Origin of the sequence: Neisseria gonorrhoeae, from assembly GCF_003315235.1 — a bacterium.
Lineage (GTDB): Bacteria > Pseudomonadota > Gammaproteobacteria > Burkholderiales > Neisseriaceae > Neisseria > Neisseria gonorrhoeae.
This window is the reverse complement of sequence record NZ_QNRU01000002.1, coordinates 61,991-82,471: the sequence shown is the minus strand read 5'-3', so window position 1 is coordinate 82,471 and position 20,481 is coordinate 61,991. Positions and strand designations below refer to the sequence as shown.

14 protein-coding genes and 3 pseudogenes are annotated in these 20,481 nt (G+C 54.1%); 7 read left to right on the top strand and 10 right to left on the bottom strand.

Annotation, left to right across the window (positions count from 1 at the left end):
• Positions 1-69: 69 nt before the first annotated feature.
• On the bottom strand, positions 70-1,455 hold the full coding sequence (locus tag DFR77_RS01415; protein ID WP_025455966.1) for an L-serine ammonia-lyase: 1,386 nt from the start codon (positions 1,453-1,455) through the stop codon (positions 70-72).
• Positions 1,456-1,553: 98 nt separating this feature from the next.
• Positions 1,554-3,944: a DNA topoisomerase (ATP-hydrolyzing) subunit B gene (gyrB, locus tag DFR77_RS01410; RefSeq protein ID WP_003689984.1), complete on the bottom strand. Its 2,391-nt coding sequence runs from the start codon at positions 3,942-3,944 to the stop codon at positions 1,554-1,556.
• Between the two features lie 265 nt (positions 3,945-4,209).
• Here gyrB and DFR77_RS01400 point away from each other — a divergent pair, with 265 nt between their 5' ends.
• Positions 4,210-5,082 carry a mechanosensitive ion channel family protein gene (locus tag DFR77_RS01400; RefSeq protein ID WP_004467023.1) on the top strand — a complete coding sequence of 291 codons (873 nt, stop codon included), beginning with the start codon at positions 4,210-4,212 and terminating at the stop codon, positions 5,080-5,082.
• Positions 5,083-5,169: 87 nt separating this feature from the next.
• Positions 5,170-7,206 (top strand): M3 family metallopeptidase, encoded by a 2,037-nt coding sequence (locus DFR77_RS01395; RefSeq protein ID WP_003698972.1) that lies wholly within the window; start codon positions 5,170-5,172, stop codon positions 7,204-7,206.
• A 580-nt stretch (positions 7,207-7,786) separates the two neighbouring features.
• Here the strand turns inward: DFR77_RS01395 and DFR77_RS01385 are convergent.
• The 3 genes and pseudogenes from DFR77_RS01385 to katA form a co-directional block, all read right to left on the bottom strand.
• Positions 7,787-8,950, bottom strand: coding sequence for a cytochrome-c peroxidase (locus DFR77_RS01385; protein WP_003705279.1), 1,164 nt, complete (start codon positions 8,948-8,950; stop codon positions 7,787-7,789).
• A 221-nt stretch (positions 8,951-9,171) separates the two neighbouring features.
• Positions 9,172-9,738, bottom strand: a pseudogene (locus DFR77_RS01380) (manganese efflux pump MntP).
• A gap of 514 nt (positions 9,739-10,252) precedes the next feature.
• Positions 10,253-11,767 carry a catalase KatA gene (katA, locus tag DFR77_RS01370; RefSeq protein ID WP_003689973.1) on the bottom strand — a complete coding sequence of 505 codons (1,515 nt, stop codon included), beginning with the start codon at positions 11,765-11,767 and terminating at the stop codon, positions 10,253-10,255.
• A 307-nt stretch (positions 11,768-12,074) separates the two neighbouring features.
• Between katA and DFR77_RS01360 the strand changes: the two genes are divergently transcribed.
• On the top strand, positions 12,075-12,887 hold the full coding sequence (locus DFR77_RS01360; RefSeq protein ID WP_444980171.1) for an RNA polymerase factor sigma-54: 813 nt from the start codon (positions 12,075-12,077) through the stop codon (positions 12,885-12,887).
• The gene (locus DFR77_RS14735; RefSeq protein ID WP_426547248.1) at positions 12,866-12,967 is read left to right on the top strand and encodes an RNA polymerase factor sigma-54; all 102 of its coding nucleotides are present in this window, start codon (positions 12,866-12,868) and stop codon (positions 12,965-12,967) included. Before DFR77_RS01360 ends, DFR77_RS14735 begins: the two co-directional genes overlap by 22 nt.
• A gap of 401 nt (positions 12,968-13,368) precedes the next feature.
• Here the strand turns inward: DFR77_RS14735 and DFR77_RS01350 are convergent.
• From DFR77_RS01350 to acpP, 5 genes and pseudogenes are all read right to left on the bottom strand, one after another.
• A pseudogene (locus tag DFR77_RS01350) lies at positions 13,369-14,507 on the bottom strand (glycosyltransferase family 4 protein).
• Positions 14,508-14,733: 226 nt separating this feature from the next.
• On the bottom strand, positions 14,734-14,856 hold the full coding sequence (locus tag DFR77_RS14340) for a hypothetical protein (RefSeq protein ID WP_010359328.1): 123 nt from the start codon (positions 14,854-14,856) through the stop codon (positions 14,734-14,736).
• A 4-nt stretch (positions 14,857-14,860) separates the two neighbouring features.
• Positions 14,861-16,078 (bottom strand): annotated as a pseudogene (locus tag DFR77_RS01345) (MFS transporter).
• A 393-nt stretch (positions 16,079-16,471) separates the two neighbouring features.
• A complete protein-coding gene (gene fabF / locus DFR77_RS01335) occupies positions 16,472-17,719 on the bottom strand; it encodes a beta-ketoacyl-ACP synthase II (RefSeq protein ID WP_003689969.1) in 1,248 nt (415 codons plus the stop codon).
• Positions 17,720-17,875: 156 nt separating this feature from the next.
• Positions 17,876-18,112 carry an acyl carrier protein gene (gene acpP / locus DFR77_RS01330; protein ID WP_003689968.1) on the bottom strand — a complete coding sequence of 79 codons (237 nt, stop codon included), beginning with the start codon at positions 18,110-18,112 and terminating at the stop codon, positions 17,876-17,878.
• A 231-nt stretch (positions 18,113-18,343) separates the two neighbouring features.
• On the opposite strand from acpP, the gene DFR77_RS01325 reads away from it, so the two are divergent.
• The 3 genes from DFR77_RS01325 to DFR77_RS01315 all read left to right on the top strand — a co-directional run bounded on the left by DFR77_RS01325 (position 18,344) and on the right by DFR77_RS01315 (position 20,370).
• Positions 18,344-19,351 (top strand): quinone-dependent dihydroorotate dehydrogenase, encoded by a 1,008-nt coding sequence (locus DFR77_RS01325; protein ID WP_003689966.1) that lies wholly within the window; start codon positions 18,344-18,346, stop codon positions 19,349-19,351.
• Between the two features lie 196 nt (positions 19,352-19,547).
• Positions 19,548-20,021: a DUF2247 family protein gene (locus tag DFR77_RS01320; RefSeq protein WP_003689964.1), complete on the top strand. Its 474-nt coding sequence runs from the start codon at positions 19,548-19,550 to the stop codon at positions 20,019-20,021.
• 13 nt (positions 20,022-20,034) lie between these two features.
• Positions 20,035-20,370 carry a hypothetical protein gene (locus DFR77_RS01315; RefSeq protein WP_003690361.1) on the top strand — a complete coding sequence of 112 codons (336 nt, stop codon included), beginning with the start codon at positions 20,035-20,037 and terminating at the stop codon, positions 20,368-20,370.
• Positions 20,371-20,481 lie beyond the last annotated feature (111 nt).

Below are 20,481 nucleotides of genomic sequence, written 5' to 3'. Positions count from 1 at the left end.
CCCGCAAAAAATAAATGAAATGCCGTCTGAAAAACTGTTTTCAGACGGCATTTTCGTTTCTGTCCATCCTCAGCACTCGACCACGCGCACGGATACGGGGACGGCTTTTTTCCGGAGCGTGGCGGCGAGTCCGGCAAGCGAGGTTTCTTTGTAGGTCGCCTTCATGTCCCGGCCGGTTTGCAGCATGGTTCGGATGACTTCGTCGAGCGAGACTTTTTTGTCCGTGCCGTCTTCCAAGAGCGCGAGCGTGCCGAGTTTGAGGGCTTTTTCGGCGGCGATGCCGTTGCGTTCGATGCAGGGGATTTGCACCAACCCGCCGACGGGGTCGCAAGTTAAGCCCAAATGGTGTTCCATTGCCATTTCGGCGGCGTTTTCCACTTGTTTGGGCGTGCCGCCGATGACTTCGGCGTATGCACCCGCCGCCATTGAACACGCTACGCCGACTTCGCCCTGACAACCGACATCCGCGCCGGAAATGGAGGCGTTGGTTTTGTAGAGGATGCCGATTGCGCCTGCGGTGAGCAGGAAGTTTTCGACACGTTCCTGTGTGGCGTGGGGGTTGAACTTGCGGAAATAATGCAATACGGCGGGAATGATGCCTGCCGCGCCGTTGGTCGGGGCGGTAACGACGCGTCCGCCGGCGGCGTTTTCTTCGTTGACCGCCATGGCGTACACCATCGGCCAGAGCTGGGTGTTGACGATTTCGGTTTCGCGCAGGACTTTGAGTTTGGCGGCAAGCTGCGGGGCGCGGCGGCGGACGTTCAATCCGCCGGGCAGTTCGCCGTCCGCACCCAAGCCGCGTTTGATGCAGCCTTCCATAACCTCGGCAACGGCAGCGACGCGGCGGCGGATTTCGGCTTCGCCGCATCCGGCAAGCGCGGCTTCGTTTGCCAACACGACTTCGGAGATGCCGAGCCGGTTCAGACGGCATCGGGCAAGCAGCCCGGCACAACTGTTGTAAGGATAAGGAACGGCTTTTTCCGTTTCCGACTGCCACTCGAAGTCTTCTTCGGTAACGACAAAGCCGCCGCCGACCGAATAATAAACCTGTTCCTTCAATACCGTGCCGTCTGAAGCATAGGCGGTAAATCGCAGGCCGTTGGGGTGTTTGGGCAGCACTTGATTGCCGCGTATGTTCAGGTCGCGGTCGGGGATGAAGCGGATTTCTTGCCCGTTGAGCCGGAGGATGTGCTGCGTGCGGATGCGTCCGAGGCGTTCGGGAATGCCGGCAAGCGGGATGTCGTGCGGCAGGCTGCCTTCCAAACCGAGCATCAGCGCGTCAAATGTGCCGTGTCCGTATCCGGTCAGGGCAAGCGAGCCGTAAATGTCGATGGCGATGCGGGCGGTTTGCGCGTCCAAGCCTGCGGCAAAGGCGGCGGCGGCCTTCATCGGGCCGACCGTATGCGAACTGGAAGGGCCGATACCGATTTTGAAAATATCAAAAATGCTGATCATGGTTTTGCTCCGAAAGGCGGTTTCAGACGGCATGGCTTCCGTTTGACAAACCAAAAGGAGACGCGGCAAGCTGCCCGTCTCCTTTTTTAAAACGGCACTTATGCGTCGATATTTTGCGCAATCAGCGCATTGTTTTCGATAAAGGCGCGGCGCGGTTCGACCTCGTCGCCCATCAGGGTAACGAACACTTCGTCGGCGGCAATGGCATCTTCGATGCGCACTTTCAACAGGCGGCGCACGGCGGGATCCATCGTGGTTTCCCAAAGCTGCTCGGGGTTCATCTCGCCCAAACCTTTGTATCGTTGGATGGACATACCTTTTTGGGCAACGCTCATCAAGATGTCCAAAGCGGTTTCAAAGCTGTCCGCGTCGTACTCGTTCTCGCCTTTGTAGAGCTTGGCGCCCTCGCCGACCAAGCCTTTGAGCGCGGCGGCGGTTTGGGTGAGGGTTTGGTAGGCTTTGCTGTTGAGGAACTTGGGTTCGATGTAGCTGACCATGACGTTGCCGTGCAGCTTGCGCGTGATTTTGATGAACCGGTGTCCTTCATGACCTTCGATGCGTTCGAGGGCGGCTTCTTTTTCGTCAAGCAAACCGGAAAGTTCGGCAACGGCTTTATCGGCGTTTTCAGACGACGTCAAATCAATGGGCGACGCGTGCAGCATGGCACGCAGGACGAGTTCGTCCACGAAGCGGCTTTCCTGTTCGATGACGGTTTTCGCCAACAAGAATTGTTTGGCGGTGTCGGCAAGTTCTGCGCCTTCGATGGTGCGGCCGTCTGAAACGATTTTGGCTTTTTCCAAGGCAAGGCCGAGCAGCCATTGGTCTTTTTCCAGTTCGTCTTTGAGGTAACGCTCCTGCTTGCCGTATTTGGCTTTGTAGAGCGGCGGCTGGGCGATGTAAATGTAGCCGCGCTCGACCAGTTCGGGCATTTGGCGGTAGAAGAAGGTCAGGAGCAGGGTGCGGATGTGCGCACCGTCCACGTCGGCATCGGTCATGATGATGATGCGGTGGTAGCGTAGTTTTTCAGGGTTGAACTCTTCTTTGCCGATGCCTGCACCCAGCGCGGTAATCAGGGTGGCGACCTCTTGGCTGGCGAGCATTTTTTCAAAACGTGCTTTTTCGACGTTCAAAATTTTACCTTTGAGCGGCAAAATCGCTTGGAATTTGCGGTCGCGGCCCTGCATGGCGGAACCGCCTGCGGAGTCGCCCTCGACGAGGTAGAGTTCAGACAGGGCAGGGTCTTTTTCTTGGCAGTCGGCGAGTTTGCCGGGCAGTCCCAAGCCGTCCATCACGCCTTTGCGGCGGGTGATTTCGCGGGCTTTGCGGGCGGCTTCGCGTGCGCGGGCGGCATCGACGATTTTGCCGGTGATGATTTTGGCTTCGTTCGGATTTTCTTCGAGGAAGTCGGTTAGTGCTTGGTTGATGACTTCGTTGACAACGGGGCCGATTTCGCCGGAAACCAGTTTGTCTTTGGTTTGGGATGAGAATTTGGGGTCGGGCAGTTTGACGGACAACACGCAGGTCAAACCTTCGCGCATATCGTCGCCGGCGGTTTCCACTTTGGCTTTTTTGGCGACTTCGTTAGCTTCGATGTAGCTGTTGATGGTGCGCGTCATCACTTGGCGCAGCGCGGTCAGGTGCGTACCGCCGTCGCGCTGAGGGATGTTGTTGGTGAAGCACTGCACGCTTTCCTGATAGCTGTCGTTCCATTGCATTGCGCATTCGACGCTCATGCCGTCTTTCTCGCCGAACGCATAGAAGATTTTTTCGTGCAAGGGCGTTTTTTTGCGGTTCATGTATTGCACGAAGCCCGCCACGCCGCCGGAAAGGGCGAAGCTTTCGTGCTTGCCGTCGCGCTCGTCGGTCAATTCGATGTCCACGCCGTTGTTTAGGAACGAAAGTTCGCGAATACGTTTGGCGAGGATGTCGAAGCTGTATTCGATATTGCCGAAGGTTTCCGTGCCGGCGAGGAAGCGCACGGTCGTGCCTTTTTTGTCGGAATCGCCGACAATTTTCAGCGGCTCTTCGGTTTCGCCGCGTACGAAGCGGACGAAGTGTTCTTTGCCGTCGCGGTAGATGGTCAGCGTTACCCAGTCGGACAGCGCGTTGACGACGGATACGCCCACGCCGTGCAGGCCGCCGGAGATTTTGTAGCTGTTGTTGTCGAATTTGCCGCCCGCGTGCAAGACGGTCATGATGACTTCGGCGGCGGAACGCCCTTCTTTCGGGTGGATGCCGGTGGGCATACCGCGCCCGTTGTCGGCGACGCTGACGGAATGGTCGGCGTGTATCGTTACCGTGATTTTGTCGCAATGTCCGGCGAGTGCTTCGTCGATGGCGTTGTCCAATACTTCAAACACCATATGGTGCAGCCCGCTGCCGTCCTGCGTGTCGCCGATGTACATGCCGGGGCGTTTGCGTACCGCTTCCAAGCCTTCGAGCACCTGGATGCTGTCGGCGCCGTATTCTTCGTGTTTTTGTTCAGTCATATTTTTTGCCGGATTTTGAAAAGATTTTGCGATGCCGCCAAAACAGTCCGCACCTTGTGGAAAAAGCGGGCGGGACGGCGCATATAATTGTGTATTATAGCCGATTTCGCCGCCTGATTCAGCGTTATCCGCATCCGGATGCCGTCTGAAAGGGCGTGCGGCGCATTTGCGGCCGGTACGGGCGCGGAATTTGCCGGCAAAGTGGCAAAAGCGTTTTTTTGCCACTAAAATCTACACCCTATACTTTTCGGACAGGGGCGCGGAAATGGAAATATGGAATATGTTGAACACTTGGCCCGATGCCGTCCCGATACGCGCGGAGGCGGCCGAATCCGTGGCGGCGGTCGCGGCTTTGCTGCTGGCGCGCGCCCTTCTGTTGAACATCCGCTTCAGACGGCATCCGGATTTCGGCATCGAAAGCAAGCGGCGGTTTTTGGTTGCCAGCCGCAATATAACGCTGCTTTTGGTGCTGTTTTCGCTGGCATTTATCTGGTCGGCGCAAATTCAAACGCTGGCTTTGTCGATGTTTGCGGTGGCGGCGGCGGTCGTCGTGGCGACAAAAGAACTGATTATGTGTCTGTCGGGCAGTATTTTAAGGTCTGCCACCCAGCAATACTCGGTCGGCGACTATATCGAAATCAACGGCCTGCGCGGGCGCGTGGTCGACATCAATCTGTTGAACACGCTGATGATGCAGGTCGGTCCGAACCCCTTGGTCGGACAGCTTGCGGGAACCACCGTTTCTTTCCCCAACAGCCTGTTGTTGAGCCACCCCGTGCGCCGCGACAATATTTTGGGCGACTATGTCATCCATACGGTCGAAATCCCCGTTCCCATCCATTTGGATTCGGATGAAGCCGTATGCCGTCTGAAAGCCGTACTCGAGCCCTTGTGCGCGCCCTACATCCCCGCCATTCAGCGGTATTTGGAAAACGTGCAGGCGGAAAAACTGTTTATCACGCCCGCCGCCAGGCCGCGCGTTACCCGCGTACCGTACGACGACAAGGCATACCGCATCATCGTCCGCTTCGCCTCCCCCGTTTCAAAGCGGCTGGAAATCCAACAGGCGGTTATGGACGAATTTTTGCGCGTACAATACCGCCTGTTAAATCATCCCGCCGGCTCCGAAACACTTTAACTTTCCCCGGCCGGCCCCATTTCTGGCTTCAGACGGCATATTGCCGATATGCCGTCTGAAGCACAACACGCAAAGGAAACCCATCTTATGATTGACAACGCACTGCTCCACTTGGGCGAAGAACCCCGTTTTAATCAAATCAAAACCGAAGACATCAAACCCGCCGTCCAAACCGCCATCGCCGAAGCGCGCGGACAAATCGCCGCCGTCAAAGCGCAAACGCACACCGGCTGGGCGAACACCGTCGAGCGTCTGACCGGCATCACCGAACGCGTCGGCAGGATTTGGGGCGTCGTGTCCCATCTCAACTCCGTCGTCGACACGCCCGAACTGCGCGCCGTCTATAACGAACTGATGCCTGAAATCACCGTCTTCTTCACCGAAATCGGACAAGACATCGAACTGTACAACCGCTTCAAAACCATCAAAAATTCCCCCGAATTTGCAACGCTTTCCCCCGCACAAAAAACCAAGCTCGATCACGACCTGCGCGATTTCGTATTGAGCGGCGCGGAACTGCCGCCCGAACAGCAGGCAGAACTGGCAAAACTGCAAACCGAAGGCGCGCAACTTTCCGCCAAATTCTCCCAAAACGTCCTAGACGCGACCGACGCGTTCGGCATTTACTTTGACGATGCCGCACCGCTTGCCGGTATTCCCGAAGACGCGCTCGCGATGTTTGCCGCCGCCGCGCAAAGCGAAGGCAAAACAGGTTACAAAATCGGCTTGCAGATTCCGCACTACCTTGCCGTCATCCAATACGCCGGCAACCGCGAACTGCGCGAACAAATCTACCGCGCCTACGTTACCCGTGCCAGCGAACTTTCAAACGACGGCAAATTCGACAACACCGCCAACATCGACCGCACGCTCGAAAACGCATTGAAAACCGCCAAACTGCTCGGCTTTAAAAATTACGCCGAATTGTCGCTGGCAACCAAAATGGCGGACACGCCCGAACAGGTTTTAAACTTCCTGCACGACCTCGCCCGCCGCGCCAAACCCTACGCCGAAAAAGACCTCGCCGAAGTCAAAGCCTTCGCCCGCGAACACCTCGGTCTCGCCGACCCGCAGCCGTGGGACTTGAGCTACGCCGGCGAAAAACTGCGCGAAGCCAAATACGCATTCAGCGAAACCGAAGTCAAAAAATACTTCCCCGTCGGCAAAGTATTAAACGGACTGTTCGCCCAAATCAAAAAACTCTACGGCATCGGATTTGCCGAAAAAACCGTCCCCGTCTGGCACAAAGACGGGCGCTATTTTGAATTGCAACAAAACGGCGAAACCATCGGCGGCGTTTATATGGATTTGTACGCACGCGAAGGCAAACGCGGCGGCGCGTGGATGAACGACTACAAAGGCCGCCGCCGCTTTGCCGACGGCACGCTGCAACTGCCCACCGCCTACCTCGTCTGCAACTTCGCCCCGCCCGTCGGCGGCAAAGAAGCGCGTTTAAGCCACGACGAAATCCTCACCCTCTTCCACGAAACCGGCCACGGACTGCACCACCTGCTTACCCAAGTGGACGAACTGGGCGTGTCCGGCATCAACGGCGTAGAATGGGACGCGGTCGAACTGCCCAGCCAGTTTATGGAAAACTTCGTTTGGGAATACAATGTATTGGCACAAATGTCCGCCCACGAAGAAACCGGCGAGCCCCTGCCGAAAGAACTCTTCGACAAAATGCTCGCCGCCAAAAACTTCCAACGCGGCATGTTCCTCGTCCGGCAAATGGAGTTCGCCCTCTTCGATATGATGATTTACAGTGAAAGCGACGAATGCCGTCTGAAAAACTGGCAGCAGGTTTTAGACAGCGTGCGCAAAGAAGTCGCCGTCATCCAACCGCCCGAATACAACCGCTTCGCCAACAGCTTCGGCCACATCTTCGCCGGCGGCTATTCCGCAGGCTATTACAGCTACGCATGGGCCGAAGTCCTCAGCACCGATGCCTACGCCGCCTTTGAAGAAAGCGACGACGTCGCCGCCACAGGCAAACGCTTCTGGCAAGAAATCCTTGCCGTCGGCGGCTCCCGCAGCGCGGCGGAATCCTTCAAAGCCTTCCGCGGACGCGAACCGAGCATAGACGCACTGCTGCGCCACAGCGGCTTCGACAACGCGGCTTGATAGTCAGGTTGATATAAAAAGCGGATTCGATGTAGAAATACCTGAATCGTTATCCCCGCGCAGGCGGGAATCCGGAACATAAAATTGAAGAAACCGTTTTACCCGATAAGTTTCTGTGCCGACAAGTCTGGATTCCCGCCTGCGTGGGAATGACGACAAAGATATTTTTATTTGAAATTTACTATAAAAGGCCGTCTGAAAATTTTTCAGACGGCCTTTTTATAATCTAAAACTGTCGGATTCGGGAATACAATCCAAACAGGCTATTGATTATCATAATGCCGAAGTACAAACCCCCAAAGCCGATGGTAATGGTAGCGCAAGAATATTGATTAATTATCCAAACGCATCATGGCTTACACAACGCAGCCATTGAATTAGGCTTCAGCCCACCAATCCCTCCGCCTACGCCGCGCATTCGTGAAAAACGCATAAGACCCGGACATGGTTGGTTGAATTGGTGGAAACGGCTGGCTGAAGCACACCCTACGGCATACCCTGCGTATCTGACGCGACGAAATATAAAATGCCGTCTGAAACAGATTCCCGTTTCAGACGGCATTTTTGCGTACCGGCCGGATTATTTGTTGTCCGGCTTAGATTCCATCGGTGCGGTCAGGGGCAGTTCCGGCATCGTGCGCGCTGATTCGGAAACATTGCCGGAAAGTGCATTCAGGAATACGACGATGTTATCCACATCTTCTTTCGGAATGTCTTTACCCAATTGCGCCTTACCCATGATGGTAACTGCCTTATCCAGCTCCCACACGCTGCCGTTGTGGAAATACGGATAAGTTTTAGCCACGTTACGCAACCCCGGAACACGGAAGAAAAATTCGTCTTCGGTTTTTTTGGTTACGTCAGCACGGCCTTTGTCGCGTTTCGGATCTTCAATGAATTTCCAATACGGCCCTTGGACCAGACCGAATTTCTGGAAGGTCGTGCCTCCAAGGTTGACACCGTTGTGGCAGGCAATACAGCCGTTGTCCATGAACGCGCGCACGCCTTTTCGTTCCTGTTCGCTCAGGGCGTTGACGTTGCCTTTGAGGTATTCGTCCCATTTGGTCGGCGTCAGCAGGGTACGCTCAAACGCACCCAATGCGGTAGTGATGTTTTTAAACGAAACCGCGCCGTCTTCAGGAAAAGCTTTTTTAAACATTTCTTGATATTCGGGAACTTTGGCGATTTTGGCTGCAGCCGCCTCTTGCGAATCATTCGCCATTTCCACCGGATTCACCAAAGGCCCGCCAGCCTGTTCTTCAACATCGGCGGCACGTCCGTCCCAAAACTGGCTGCCCAGCAGCGCAGCATTCAATGCGGTAGGCGAGTTGCGTCCGCCGAACTGCCCTTTGTGCCCCTGACTGGTCGGCATATTGTCCACACCGGCGGAAGCAAGGTTGTGGCAAGAGTTGCAGCTTACGGTATTGCCTTTGGAAAGGCGTGGTTCATACCAGAGTTGGTGTCCGAGTTTGACCTGTTCTTCGGTAAACGGACGGATTTTCTGCATTTCTTCGACAGTCGGCAAAGGTTGGAATACACCTTGCGCGCGTTTCAAAAGGTCTTGGTCTTCGGGCGAGGCCGATGAAGCGGAAGGAACGGCTTCCGAGGCCTGTACTTGGGAAGCCGCTTCGGTCTCGGAAGCAGGAGAAGCATCGCCTGCCGCAGACTTTTCCTGACCGCCGCATGCCGCCAACAGTGAAGACAATGCCAATACTGATGCGAGGTAACGGAGTTTGAAAGACATCGTGTATTCCTTATGGGAGGTTAAAATCATTGTTCAAACCGGCAGGCAAACCTGTTCTGCCGATTATTTCTTCAGTGTACCTATCGCACCTTTAGCCATCTTTGCGGAAAATCAATATTTTATTTTCAATAGCTTTACACAATAATACCGATAGAGAATCAAGTTTAACAAAATGCCGTCTGAAACCGGTAAAGCTTCAGACGGCATTTTATTTTCCGACATCATTGAATCAAACCCAAATGCGATAAGAGCGTCCATGTACCGATGGCAATCAACACCAAACCTCCGGCAAATTCCGCACGCCTGCCGAACAATACGCCAAAAGCCTTTCCCGCCGTCAGCCCGATGGTAACCATTACCGTAGCCGCCATACCGATTACGGCGGCGGCAAAGGCGATGTTTACCTCCATAAACGCCAAGCCCACCCCGACGATCATGGAATCAATACTGGTTCCAAAAGCAGTCAAAACCGTCATCCATAGGCTTTCCTGTTTGCTTTCGCGCACATCTTCCGCCTCGCCGGACAACCCTTCGCGCATCATTTTCAGACCCAGTCCGCCCAACAGGACAAAAGCCACCCAATGGTCTCATTCGCTGATAAACGGCTTGGCATAAAAACCGCCTACCCAGCCCGCCAGCGGCATGAACGCTTCAACCGTACCGAACACCAAAGCCGTTGCTGCAATTTTGCGCGGGGGCATCCTGACCGCCGCACCCTTTGCCAGCGCGACGGCAAACGCATCCATCGACATTCCCAGCGCAACCAAGAGCAAAGCGTAAAGACTCATACCGCACCCATCCTTAAAAAGGGCGGATTATAACAAAACAGCAAAGCGCGAAAAACGCCGCACGAAAACCCGCATCCCGTTATTCCCGCAAAAACAAAAAATCAAAAACAGAAATCCCGTCATTCCCACGAAAGTGGGAATCCAGCCCCGTCGGCACGGAAACTTATCGGGAAAACGGTTTCTTTAGATTTTACGTTCCGGATTCCCACTTTCGCGGGAATGACGCGGAAAAGTTTTCGTGCCGGTTTGAACCGGTGGGGATGGTGCGGGAATGACGGGATATTTTGCGTTTATAGTGGATTAACAAAAATCAGGACAAGGCGAGGCAACGCCGTACCGGTTTAAATTTAATCCACTATAATAAAAAACGCCCACTGAAACGGCGGGGCGAGGTGTGGAAATGCCGTCTGAAACGGTCAAACGACGTTTCAGACGGCATTTTTATGCCCGGTTATTTCCGGTATCGGACGGCGCGGGACAGGATTTCTTCAATTTCCATCCACATAATGCCCCCTTACAGCAAACCGGCCTGACCCAGTGCGGGATCGGTCGCGCGGGCGGCTTGTGCGTCTTCGACGGTCAGTCCGAGGGCTTTGGCTACGCCTTCACCGTATGCCGGGTCGCAACGGTAGCAGTTGCGGATATGGCGGTATTTGATGAAGTCGGGCGCATCGCCCATGGCTGCGGCGGTGTTGTCAAACAAAGCCTGTTTCTGCGCGTCGTTCATCAGGTTGAACAAGGCGCGCGGTTGGCTGAAGTAGTCGTCATCGTCTTGGCGGTAGTCCCAGTGTGCCGCGTCGCCGTTGATTTTCAAAGGCGGTTCGGCGAAGTCGGGTTGTTGCTGCCATTGGCCGAAGCTGTTGGGTTCGTAGTGCGGCAGGCTGCCGTAGTTGCCGTCGGCGCGGCCTTGTCCGTCGCGCTGGTTGCTGTGAACAGGGCAACGCGGACGATTGACGGGGATTTGGCGGAAGTTCACACCCAAGCGGTAACGTTGCGCGTCGGCGTAATTGAACAAACGGGCTTGCAACATTTTATCCGGGCTCGCGCCGATACCGGGAACGAGGTTGCTCGGTGCGAAGGCGGATTGTTCCACATCGGCGAAGAAGTTTTCGGGATTGCGGTTCAACTCGAATTCGCCCACTTCAATCAGCGGATAGTCTTTTTTCGGCCAAACTTTGGTCAAGTCAAACGGATGATAAGGCACTTTTTCGGCATCGGCTTCAGGCATGACTTGGATGTACATCGTCCATTTCGGGAACTCGCCGCGCTCGATGGCTTCGTACAGGTCGCGCTGATGGCTTTCGCGGTCGTCGGCGATGATTTTTGCAGCTTCTTCGTTGGTCAGGTTTTTAATCCCTTGCTGGCTGCGGAAATGGAATTTCACCCAAAAACGTTCGCCCGCTTCGTTCCAGAAGCTGTAGGTATGCGAACCGAAGCCGTGCATATGGCGGTAGCTGGCGGGAATACCGCGGTCGCTCATCACGATGGTAACTTGGTGCAGGGCTTCGGGCAGCAGCGTCCAGAAGTCCCAGTTGTTTGTGGCGGAACGCATATTGGTGCGCGGATCGCGTTTGACGGCTTTGTTCAGGTCGGGGAATTTGCGCGGGTCGCGCAGGAAGAACACGGGCGTGTTGTTGCCGACCACATCCCAGTTGCCTTCTTCGGTATAGAATTTCAACGCAAAACCGCGGATGTCGCGTTCCGCATCGGCTGCGCCGCGCTCGCCTGCCACGGTGGTGAAACGGGCGAACATCTCGGTTTTTTTGCCGACTTCGCTGAAAATTTTGGCGCGGGTGTATTTGGTGATGTCGTGTGTTACGGTAAACGTACCGAACGCGCCCGAACCTTTGGCGTGCATACGGCGTTCGGGGATGACTTCGCGCACGAAGTCGGCGAGTTTTTCATTCAGCCACAAATCTTGCGTCAGCAGGGGGCCGCGCGGGCCGGCGGTCAGGCTGTTTTGATTGTCGGCAACGGGCGCGCCGTTGTTCATGGTCAGATGGGTTACGGGGCATTTGGAGGTAGTCATCGCTCTTGTTCCTTTTCTCAGGTTGGTCAAATGGGGGGCAAACGGCTTACAGTACGATTTGGCGGAAAGCGTATTCGTAACCGGTTTCTTGATTGTAATAAATTTCTTGAATCGACATTTTATTTTCCTTTTGCAAAAACTATGGATGCGATTATACGCCAAGATTTTCGTTATTAAAACTATGAAATTGATTTAATATTGTTATAAGCAATCAAGTTTCCATTTTCGTTTGTTTTTTGTTATCGGACGGAATCCGAACCCGCTCATTAAAACCATTTATAATGCAATGACGCTTTGCGGCATTTTTTTGCGCCGACAGGCTGAAAATAACAATTTTCACCGCATTATCATTACCTTAATCGGAATAAAGCTCAAACAGACCCAGCAGCTCGACCAGCGGCTGCAACAATCTTTGCGCGTATTGCAGATGCCGGGTATCGAACTTGAACGCGAGGTCGAAAACTGGCCGTCGGACAACCCCCTGCTCGAACGCAAAGAAACGGATGAATTTTCCGATGCCGAATTCAGCCATTACACCGCGCCCGCGCGTCAAATCGGCGGAGACGAAGGCGAAGATATGCTGTCCAACATCGCCGGCGAAGAAGATTTCAAGCAATACCTGCACGCGCAAGCGTGCGAACACCCCCTTTCCGACCAAGAAGCCGCCTGCGTCCACATCCTTATCGATTTCCTTGACGAGCAGGGCTACCTGACCGACAGCATCGAAGACATCCTGGACCATACGCCCTTGGAGTGGATGTTGGATGAAGCAATGCTGAAACAAGCCCTGACCGCATTGAAAAAATTCGATCCGGCAGGCGTGGCCGCCGCCGATGTGACCGAATCGTTGATATTGCAGATAGAAAGATCGGGCGAATGTGCTGCCAAACCCGCCGCCCTGCATATCGTCCGAAACGCCCTCGACAGCATTGACGGCAACCGCAGCCAAACCCCGGCGCGAATAAAAAACGCCTGCCCCAAACCGACAGCGGCACACTCGAAGCCGCACTCGGCCTCATTGCTTCGCTCAACCCCTTTCCCGCCGCCGGTTTTGCCTCGTCCACGCCCAAGTCCTATTCTGACGAGGCACTCGCCAACCTGCTGGCTTTCCGCGGTATAGAGGTTTCCCGCCGCACCGTTGCCAAATACAGAGAATCCCTTGAGATTCCGGCAGCACACAAACGCAAAACCGCAGAATAATTACCGAATAATCTTATAAAGACAACAAACCAAAAGCCGACATTTCTGCGAAAGCGGGAATGCCGAATCCGTCCGCGCGGAAACCTGCATCCCGTCATTCCCGCGAAAGTGGGAATCTAGAACGTAAAATCTGAAGAAACTTTTTTTCGATAAGTTTCTGTACCGGCGGGGCTGGATTCCCGCCTGCGCGAGAATGACGGGATATAAGTTGCTGTGCCGGTTTGAGCCGGTGAGGTTGGTGGCGGGATTGGTTTCGGTGGGCTGAAGCCCACCCTACAGCCCGCCCTACACATCTGAAGCTCAACGAACCTGGATTCCCGCTTTCGCGGGAATGACGGGGTTTCGCGGGAATGGCGGGAGTTTGTCAGAAATCACCGAAACTCAAAAGCCGACCACCTTGTTTACGCCTTCAAAATATCGAGAAATTTCAAATCGACTTTTTCGGCATCGAATTTATCTTTGGCAATCGCATAACTTGCATTCCCCATCAGGCGGACGGCAGCCCTGTTTTCGATAAAATAAATCATTTTTTCGGCCAAGATGCGGGGATTCCAAGGTTCGATCAGGAAGCCGTTGACCTTGTCGGCAACCGTTTCCCTGCATCCGGGGACATCCGTCGTAATCACCGCCCTGCCGACGGCCATGGCCTCCTGGGTGCTCCGGGGAACGCCTTCCCTATAATAAGACGGCAATACGAATATATGGTGCGCCTTGATTACTTCGGAAACATTGTTTACAAAACCGGGGAAACGGATAATATCGCGGGCGATAAAGCGTTCTAAATCTCCCCCCCCCCCCCCCGCGCGCGTGATTTGTCGATTGCGCCCAAAACTGTAAAGATTGTTTCGGGGTATTTGCCTTTAACCCATTCCGCCGCCCGAATAAACTCATCAATCCCTTTTTCTTTCAACAATCTGCCGATAAAGAGAAATTTTACGGGTTCTTTTTCATCGGGAATATCCGCCTCGGAATAAGGATATTGCCGCAAATCCAAACCGATTCCCCCCAAAATATGAATGTTTTTTATTTTGATGCCGTATTGATGCAGCAGCTCGTCTTTGTCGTCGGGGTTTAATACGATCAGGCTTTCCAACATCGGCAGGGCAATGCGGTACAGGGCAATCAAAATGCCCTTTATTATTTTTGTTTTTAACGGTATGCCTTCCGGCTGCGGGGTAAATGCGAATCCCAAACCTTCCAGCATCCCGACGATTCTGGGCACGCCTGCCAATTTTGCGGCAAAAGTGCCGAAAATCACGGGTTTTGCGAAATAAGGGACAACCAAATCCGGCGATATTTTTTTGAGTGCTTTAAATATGAGGAAGGTGGATTTTATATCGGAAAACGGGTTTAGCCCGCTGCGGTTTGACCGGTAGGTAACGGGTGTAACCCCCATTTCCCTGATAATGTCCAACTCATTGTCGGAAAACTCCGATACAAAGGCATACACCTGATGGTTTTTGCCGATTAATTTTTTAATGACGGGGGCGCGGAAACCGTAAATGCTGGATGCGACTGTTGTGATAAAAACGATTTTCATAAGGCGGACACCTTGAATATAGGATTGGAAATGCGGTCTGCATTGATGAAATGCCGGATACGGGGCGCGGCGGGCAAACCTTTGCCAAGCGCGCCGCATCCGACGCTTCGCCCGCCCGGGCAGGGGCGGCTTCAGACGGCATTTTATCCTGAAATCCGCTGCATAACGCCCAGCGATATACAGTATCGCGTTTTGTGATGATTTTACACCCGAAGGGAAAACGGGCTTATTTGAATGGCGGTTTAATCGCGGCGGTTATTTGCGGTTTGATAAGGCTGATTTGCGTGCCGTGCAGTCCGGCAACGGGCGGGGTGTTTGGAAAATGCCGTCTGAAGGTTTCAGACGGCATTCTGTCATGCGGCGGTTCGGGGTTCGCGGACGGGCAGGACAAGCAGGGCTGCCGTGCCGGCGAGTACGGCATCGGCGTACCACATCCAGCCGTAGTCACCGAATTGTGTAATCACGATGCCGCCGATGTACGAGCCGAGGAATCCGCCGATTTGGTGGGTGAGCATCACCAGTCCGAACAGGGTGGCGAGGTAGCGCGTGCCGAAGAGTTTGCCGGTAACGGCGGCGGTCGGGGCGACGGTGGCGAGCCATGTGAATCCGAGTGCGGCGGCGAAAATGTAAAAGTTGAGGTCGGTTTTGGGTGAGAAGATGTAAATCAGCACCATGGCGACGCGTGAGGCGTAGAGTCCGAACAGGATGTGTTTTCCTTTGAAGCGTCCGGTGCATCAGCCTGAGAACACGCAACCGGCGATGTTTGCCAGTCCGATGATGGCGATGGATGTCGAGGCGACGGTGGCGGGCAGTCCGCACAGGGCGACTTCCGTGGGTAGGTGGGTTACGAGAAAGGCGATGTGGAAGCCGTAGGCGAAAAAGCTCAGGTGCAGCAGGATGTAGCTTGGGGTTTTGAAGGCGGTTTTGACTGCTTCTCCGAGGCTTTGTCCGTGTGTGGCTTGGGTGTGTTGGGTGTGGGCGGCGTTGTTGCCGCCGGCAAGCCACCATGAGACGGGCAGAATCAGCAGGGCGATTGCGCCCCAAACGTAAAATGTACCCGTCCAGCCGACTTCGGGCAGGACGAAGAGTCCTTGAACCAGCGGTGCGAACAGGAATTGTCCTGCCGAACCGCCTGCGTTGACCAGTCCGGATGCCAAGCCGCGTTTGTGTGTGGGGACTTGGGCGGCGACCTGTCCCATAATGATGGAAAACCCGCCGGAACCGGTGCCGAATGCGAGCAGCAGCCCGACGGCAATCATCAGCCCCCAATAAGTCGGGATGTTGGAGGCAATCAGGCAGGCGCAGACGAGCAGGAGGGCACCGCCGCTTAATACCCTGAACGCGCCGAAACGGTCGGCAAGCGCGCCGGACAATGGTTGCAATACGCCCCACATCAGTTGGAAAACGGCGATGATGAGGCTGAACTGGGCAATGCTCAATTCGGTGGTGTTGACGACGGGTTGGACGAACAGTCCGAGCGTCATCCTCATGCCGATGGTAATCAGCAGGATGAATGCGGCGGCGGCAATGACCGCCCAGAGTTTGGGTGTTTTCGATGCGGTGTGCGTCATAATATGTATTTTGAGTCGGTTAAGTTTGCGAATTTTAACAAACCGGATGATTCGGGCTAAATAATTCCTGATTCTTTGGATATAGCCAACGGTATGTCTGCCGATGCCGTCTGAAAGGGCTTGATGGGCGTTTGCGGTTCGGGTTAATATTTGTGCCGTATTTGTTAATTCCAGTTAGTATAGTGGATTAACTTTAAACCGGTACGGCGTTGCCCCGCCTTAGCTCAAAAGAGAACGATTCCCTAAGGTGCTGAAGCACCGGGCGGATCGGTTCCGTACCATTTGTACCGTCTGCGGCCCGCCGCCTTGTCCTGATTTTTGTTAATCCACTATAAAAATGCCGTCTGAAACGGTTTCAGACGGCATTTCGATGTCGGCGGCGGCTTTGCGGAATCAGCCTTTGAAGCGTTTGAAGACCAGCGTACCGTTGGTGCCGCCGAAGCCGAAGGAGTTGGAAATGGCAACGTCGATTTCCGCGTCGCGCGCTTCGTTGGCGCAGTAGTCCAAATCGCAGCCGGCTTCAACGTCTTGTTCAAAAATGTTGATGGTCGGCGGGATTTTGCCGTCGTGTATCGCCAAAATGCTGTACACGGCCTCCACGCCGCCCGCCGCGCCGAGCAGGTGGCCGGTCATGGATTTGGTCGAGCTGATGACGGTTTTGCAGGCGTGTTCGCCGAACGCGCGTTTGAGGGCTTTGGTTTCGTTGGCATCGCCCAAGGGGGTGGACGTGCCGTGCGCGTTGACGTAATCCACGTCTTCGGGATTGATGCCGGCATCTTTCAGCGCGCGGGTAACGGCAAGGGCGGGGCCTTCTTCGTTCGGCGCGGTGATATGGTAAGCATCGGAACTCATGCCGAAGCCGACGATTTCGGCGTAGATTTTCGCGCCGCGTTTTTTGGCGTGTTCTAATTCTTCCAACACCAATATGCCCGCGCCTTCGCCGATGACGAAGCCGTCGCGGCCTTTGTCCCACGGACGGGAAGCGGTGGCGGGGTCGTCGTTGCGGGTGGAGAGGGCTTTCATCGCAGCAAAACCGCCCACGCCCAAGGTGCTGATTGCGCCTTCCGCGCCGCCGGCAACCATTATGTCCGCGTCGCCGTATTTGATCAGTCGGGCGGAATCGCCGATGGCGTGCGCGCCGGTGGTACAGGCGGAAACCATGCCGTAGCTCGGGCCGCGGTAGCCTTTGAGGATGGTAACGTGTCCGGAAATCAGGTTGATCAGCGAACCGGGGATAAAGAAAGGGTTGATTTTGCGCGCGCCGCCTTCGATTACGGCTTTGCCGGTGGCCTCGATGCTGGGCAGTCCGCCGATGCCGGAACCGATGTTCACGCCGATGCGGTCTTTGTCGAGGTTTTCCACATCGTCCAAACCCGAATCGGCAATCGCCTGCAATGCGGCGGCGATGCCGTAGTGGATGAACACGTCCATCCGGCGCGCTTCTTTCGCGCTGATGTATTGTCCGATGTCGAAACCGCGCACTTCGCCGGCGACACGGCTGTTGATGTCGGATGCGTCAAAGCGGGTAATCGCGCCGATGCCGCTTTTGCCGGCGAGCAGGTTGTCCCAAGCCTCTGCGGCAGTGTTGCCGACAGGGGAAACCTGACCTAAGCCTGTAATGACTACTCTTCTCTGACTCATGATAACCTCGCTGTTGGTTGTCGGAATGGGGGGCATATGCGGCTGTCGTGCAGATGCCGTCTGTAATTTGCGGCAGGGGTTCAAACAGTTTGCCATATAAGGGAAAAGCCTCTATTGCGCGGTGCAGCAGAGGCTGTTGTGTCGGGCGACGACCGGTTAGCCGTTGTGGGCATTGATGTAGTCGATAGCCAGTTGGACGGTGGTGATTTTTTCGGCATCTTCGTCGGGGATTTCGCAGCCGAAGGCTTCTTCCAAAGCCATAACCAGCTCCACGGTATCCAAAGAATCCGCGCCCAAGTCGTCTTGGAAGGAAGATTCGTTTTTCACGTCGGCTTCGTTTACGCCCAGTTGTTCAGCAATAATTTTCTTAACTTGTTGTTCGATGTTTGACATATCAGTCGTTCCTTTATGCCTTGCGGCAGGTTGTTTAAGGGAAATAAATCGGTGGTATTGTACCGATTTTTAATAGAGTTTTCTATCTAATGCCTATTATATCAATATTTGCGGATTTGTACATTTTTGGGTGCGGCGGGTTTTGTCGTTCAAGTTTGACCTGTGTGCCGTATGTTTGGCGGGATTTCGGTTAAAATGGCGGCATTTCCATCTGAAGCAGAAAGCCCTGTCATGTATCCACTTGCCCGCCGCATCCTGTTTGCACTCGATGCCGAAAAAGCCCACCACTTCACGCTCGACGCGCTCAACACGGTTTATAAATTGGGCCTGATTCCCGTAACCGACAACCGTACCAAACCTATAAAACTGATGGGTATGGATTTGCCCAACCCTGTCGGGCTTGCCGCAGGTCTCGACAAAAACGGTGAATACATCGACGCTTTGGGCGCGCTCGGTTTCGGCTTCCTCGAAATCGGCACGGTTACGCGCAACCCGCAGCCCGGCAACCCGCAGCCGCGCCTCTTCCGCGTTCCCGAACACCAAGGCATCATCAACCGAATGGGTTTTAACAACCACGGCATCGACGCGATGATACGCAATATTGAAAAAAGCAAATATCAAGGCGTATTGGGCATCAACATCGGCAAAAACGCGGTTACGCCCATCCAAAACGCCGCCGATGATTATTTAATCTGCCTCGAAAAAGCCTACGCGCACGCAAGCTACATTACCGTCAACATTTCCTCGCCCAACACCAAAAACCTCCGCGCGCTGCAAGGCGGCGGCGAATTGGGCGCATTGCTCGAAGCCCTGAAAAACAAACAGGCGCAGCTTGCCGCCGCCCACGGCAAATACATCCCGCTAGCCGTCAAAATCGCCCCCGATTTGGATGAAGCACAAATCGAAGACATCGCCCGCGTCGTCAAATCCGTCGAAATGGACGGCATCATCGCTACCAACACCACCATCGACAAATCAAGCCTCGGCAGCCATCCGCTCGCAGGCGAGCAGGGCGGTTTGAGCGGTTTTCCCGTGCGCGAAAAAAGCAACCGGGTGCTGAAAAAACTGGCGGAACACATAGACGGCGCATTGCCGATTATCGGCGTAGGCGGCATTATGGAAGGCGGGGACGCGGCAGAGAAAATCCGCTTGGGCACGACCGCCGTCCAAGTGTACAGCGGATTGATATACAAAGGCCCGGCGTTGGTCAAAGAATGTTTGAAGGCATTGGCGCGATGACGCGCCCCACCCAAAATGCCGTCTGAACGCACGTTTTGCCGTTCAGACGGCATTTTCATAGATTGGTATCCGACTGTTGAAGAGGCAATCAGCCGTCATTTGGAAGACTTTTCGTAACAGGCGTCAATCGAAAGGGGCGGAATGACGGGGCAGGCAAACCGATGCGTGAACACGGAGCAGGCAACCGGAGTAAAAAATGAACCTTGATTTAACCGCGCAAAAAGTCCGCCTTTCTTGGAAGGATATTCTGTGGGGGTATGAGAATAAATACTTGGGTTGGGCTGATGTGGCAGCTTATGCCCGAAAAATGACGCTTTCAGATCATGATGAACGCGTGTTCAAGCTATCTTTAACCAACAAATCCAATATTTTTGAATTAAAGCCTGTTCTGGAAGATTTGGCTTCGGAAACGAGGGGTTATTCCCCTAAAAATTGGCTGTACATCCTCCTAAATGACGTATTCCATAGAAAAGAAGAATTTGAGGATCCTCTGGGGGAAGTTGAAAAAATTTATGCGGATTTTGATTACCCGGAAGAAATAGAATCATTTGTCAGGTATATGCCGCCCAAAGACGGCTATATCCCTTCTAATCATAGTTATGAAGAAAATATTGCCCGGTTATATTCTCACTGGGAACACTATTTGAACAACGGCGGCGGGCAGGGTTAAAACCGGCAATCCGATGCCGTCTGAAGCGTTATCCGGCGTTCAGACGGCATTTTGTTTTCCGACAGTTTATAAACTGTCGTTGTTTCTTGACAGAAACAACGACCTTATTTATTTGAAACGATTGGAGGACATGATTATGGGTTTTTGGGGTAGTGTGGGAAAAGCAGCAAAAGCAGTAGGCGAGGGATTGATTGAAGCCGGCAATCAGCATAAGGCGTTGAAAATGGAATATGCAGAGAAATCAAGTGAGGAGCTGCATGAAATCGTAAAGAGTGATGGTTTTTTTAAAAATTCCACACGGGAGAAAGGTGCGGCTTATGCTGTTTTAAAAGAGCGTGGCGAGGTTTGAACGGGAAACGGCGGCATTTGCCGCTGTTTTTTTATCGGCAGGCATCCGTCCGAATATCGGGGCAAGGTTTCAGACGGCATCGAAGGTTGCTATGATATAGTGGCTTGACTT

What these genes read in the sequence shown, in the direction of transcription:
- DFR77_RS01415 (WP_025455966.1), bottom strand. Translation starts at nt 1,455, where the DNA reads ATGATCAGCATTTTTGATATTTTCAAAATCGGTATCGGCCCTTCCAGT.
- gyrB (WP_003689984.1), bottom strand. Translation starts at nt 3,944, where the DNA reads ATGACTGAACAAAAACACGAAGAATACGGCGCCGACAGCATCCAGGTG.
- DFR77_RS01400 (WP_004467023.1), top strand. Translation starts at nt 4,210, where the DNA reads ATGGAAATATGGAATATGTTGAACACTTGGCCCGATGCCGTCCCGATA.
- DFR77_RS01395 (WP_003698972.1), top strand. Translation starts at nt 5,170, where the DNA reads ATGATTGACAACGCACTGCTCCACTTGGGCGAAGAACCCCGTTTTAAT.
- DFR77_RS01385 (WP_003705279.1), bottom strand. Translation starts at nt 8,950, where the DNA reads ATGTCTTTCAAACTCCGTTACCTCGCATCAGTATTGGCATTGTCTTCA.
- katA (WP_003689973.1), bottom strand. Translation starts at nt 11,767, where the DNA reads ATGACTACCTCCAAATGCCCCGTAACCCATCTGACCATGAACAACGGC.
- DFR77_RS14340 (WP_010359328.1), bottom strand. Translation starts at nt 14,856, where the DNA reads ATGCCGTCTGAAACCTTCAGACGGCATTTTCCAAACACCCCGCCCGTT.
- fabF (WP_003689969.1), bottom strand. Translation starts at nt 17,719, where the DNA reads ATGAGTCAGAGAAGAGTAGTCATTACAGGCTTAGGTCAGGTTTCCCCT.
- acpP (WP_003689968.1), bottom strand. Translation starts at nt 18,112, where the DNA reads ATGTCAAACATCGAACAACAAGTTAAGAAAATTATTGCTGAACAACTG.
- DFR77_RS01325 (WP_003689966.1), top strand. Translation starts at nt 18,344, where the DNA reads ATGTATCCACTTGCCCGCCGCATCCTGTTTGCACTCGATGCCGAAAAA.
- DFR77_RS01320 (WP_003689964.1), top strand. Translation starts at nt 19,548, where the DNA reads ATGAACCTTGATTTAACCGCGCAAAAAGTCCGCCTTTCTTGGAAGGAT.
- DFR77_RS01315 (WP_003690361.1), top strand. Translation starts at nt 20,035, where the DNA reads ATGCCGTCTGAAGCGTTATCCGGCGTTCAGACGGCATTTTGTTTTCCG.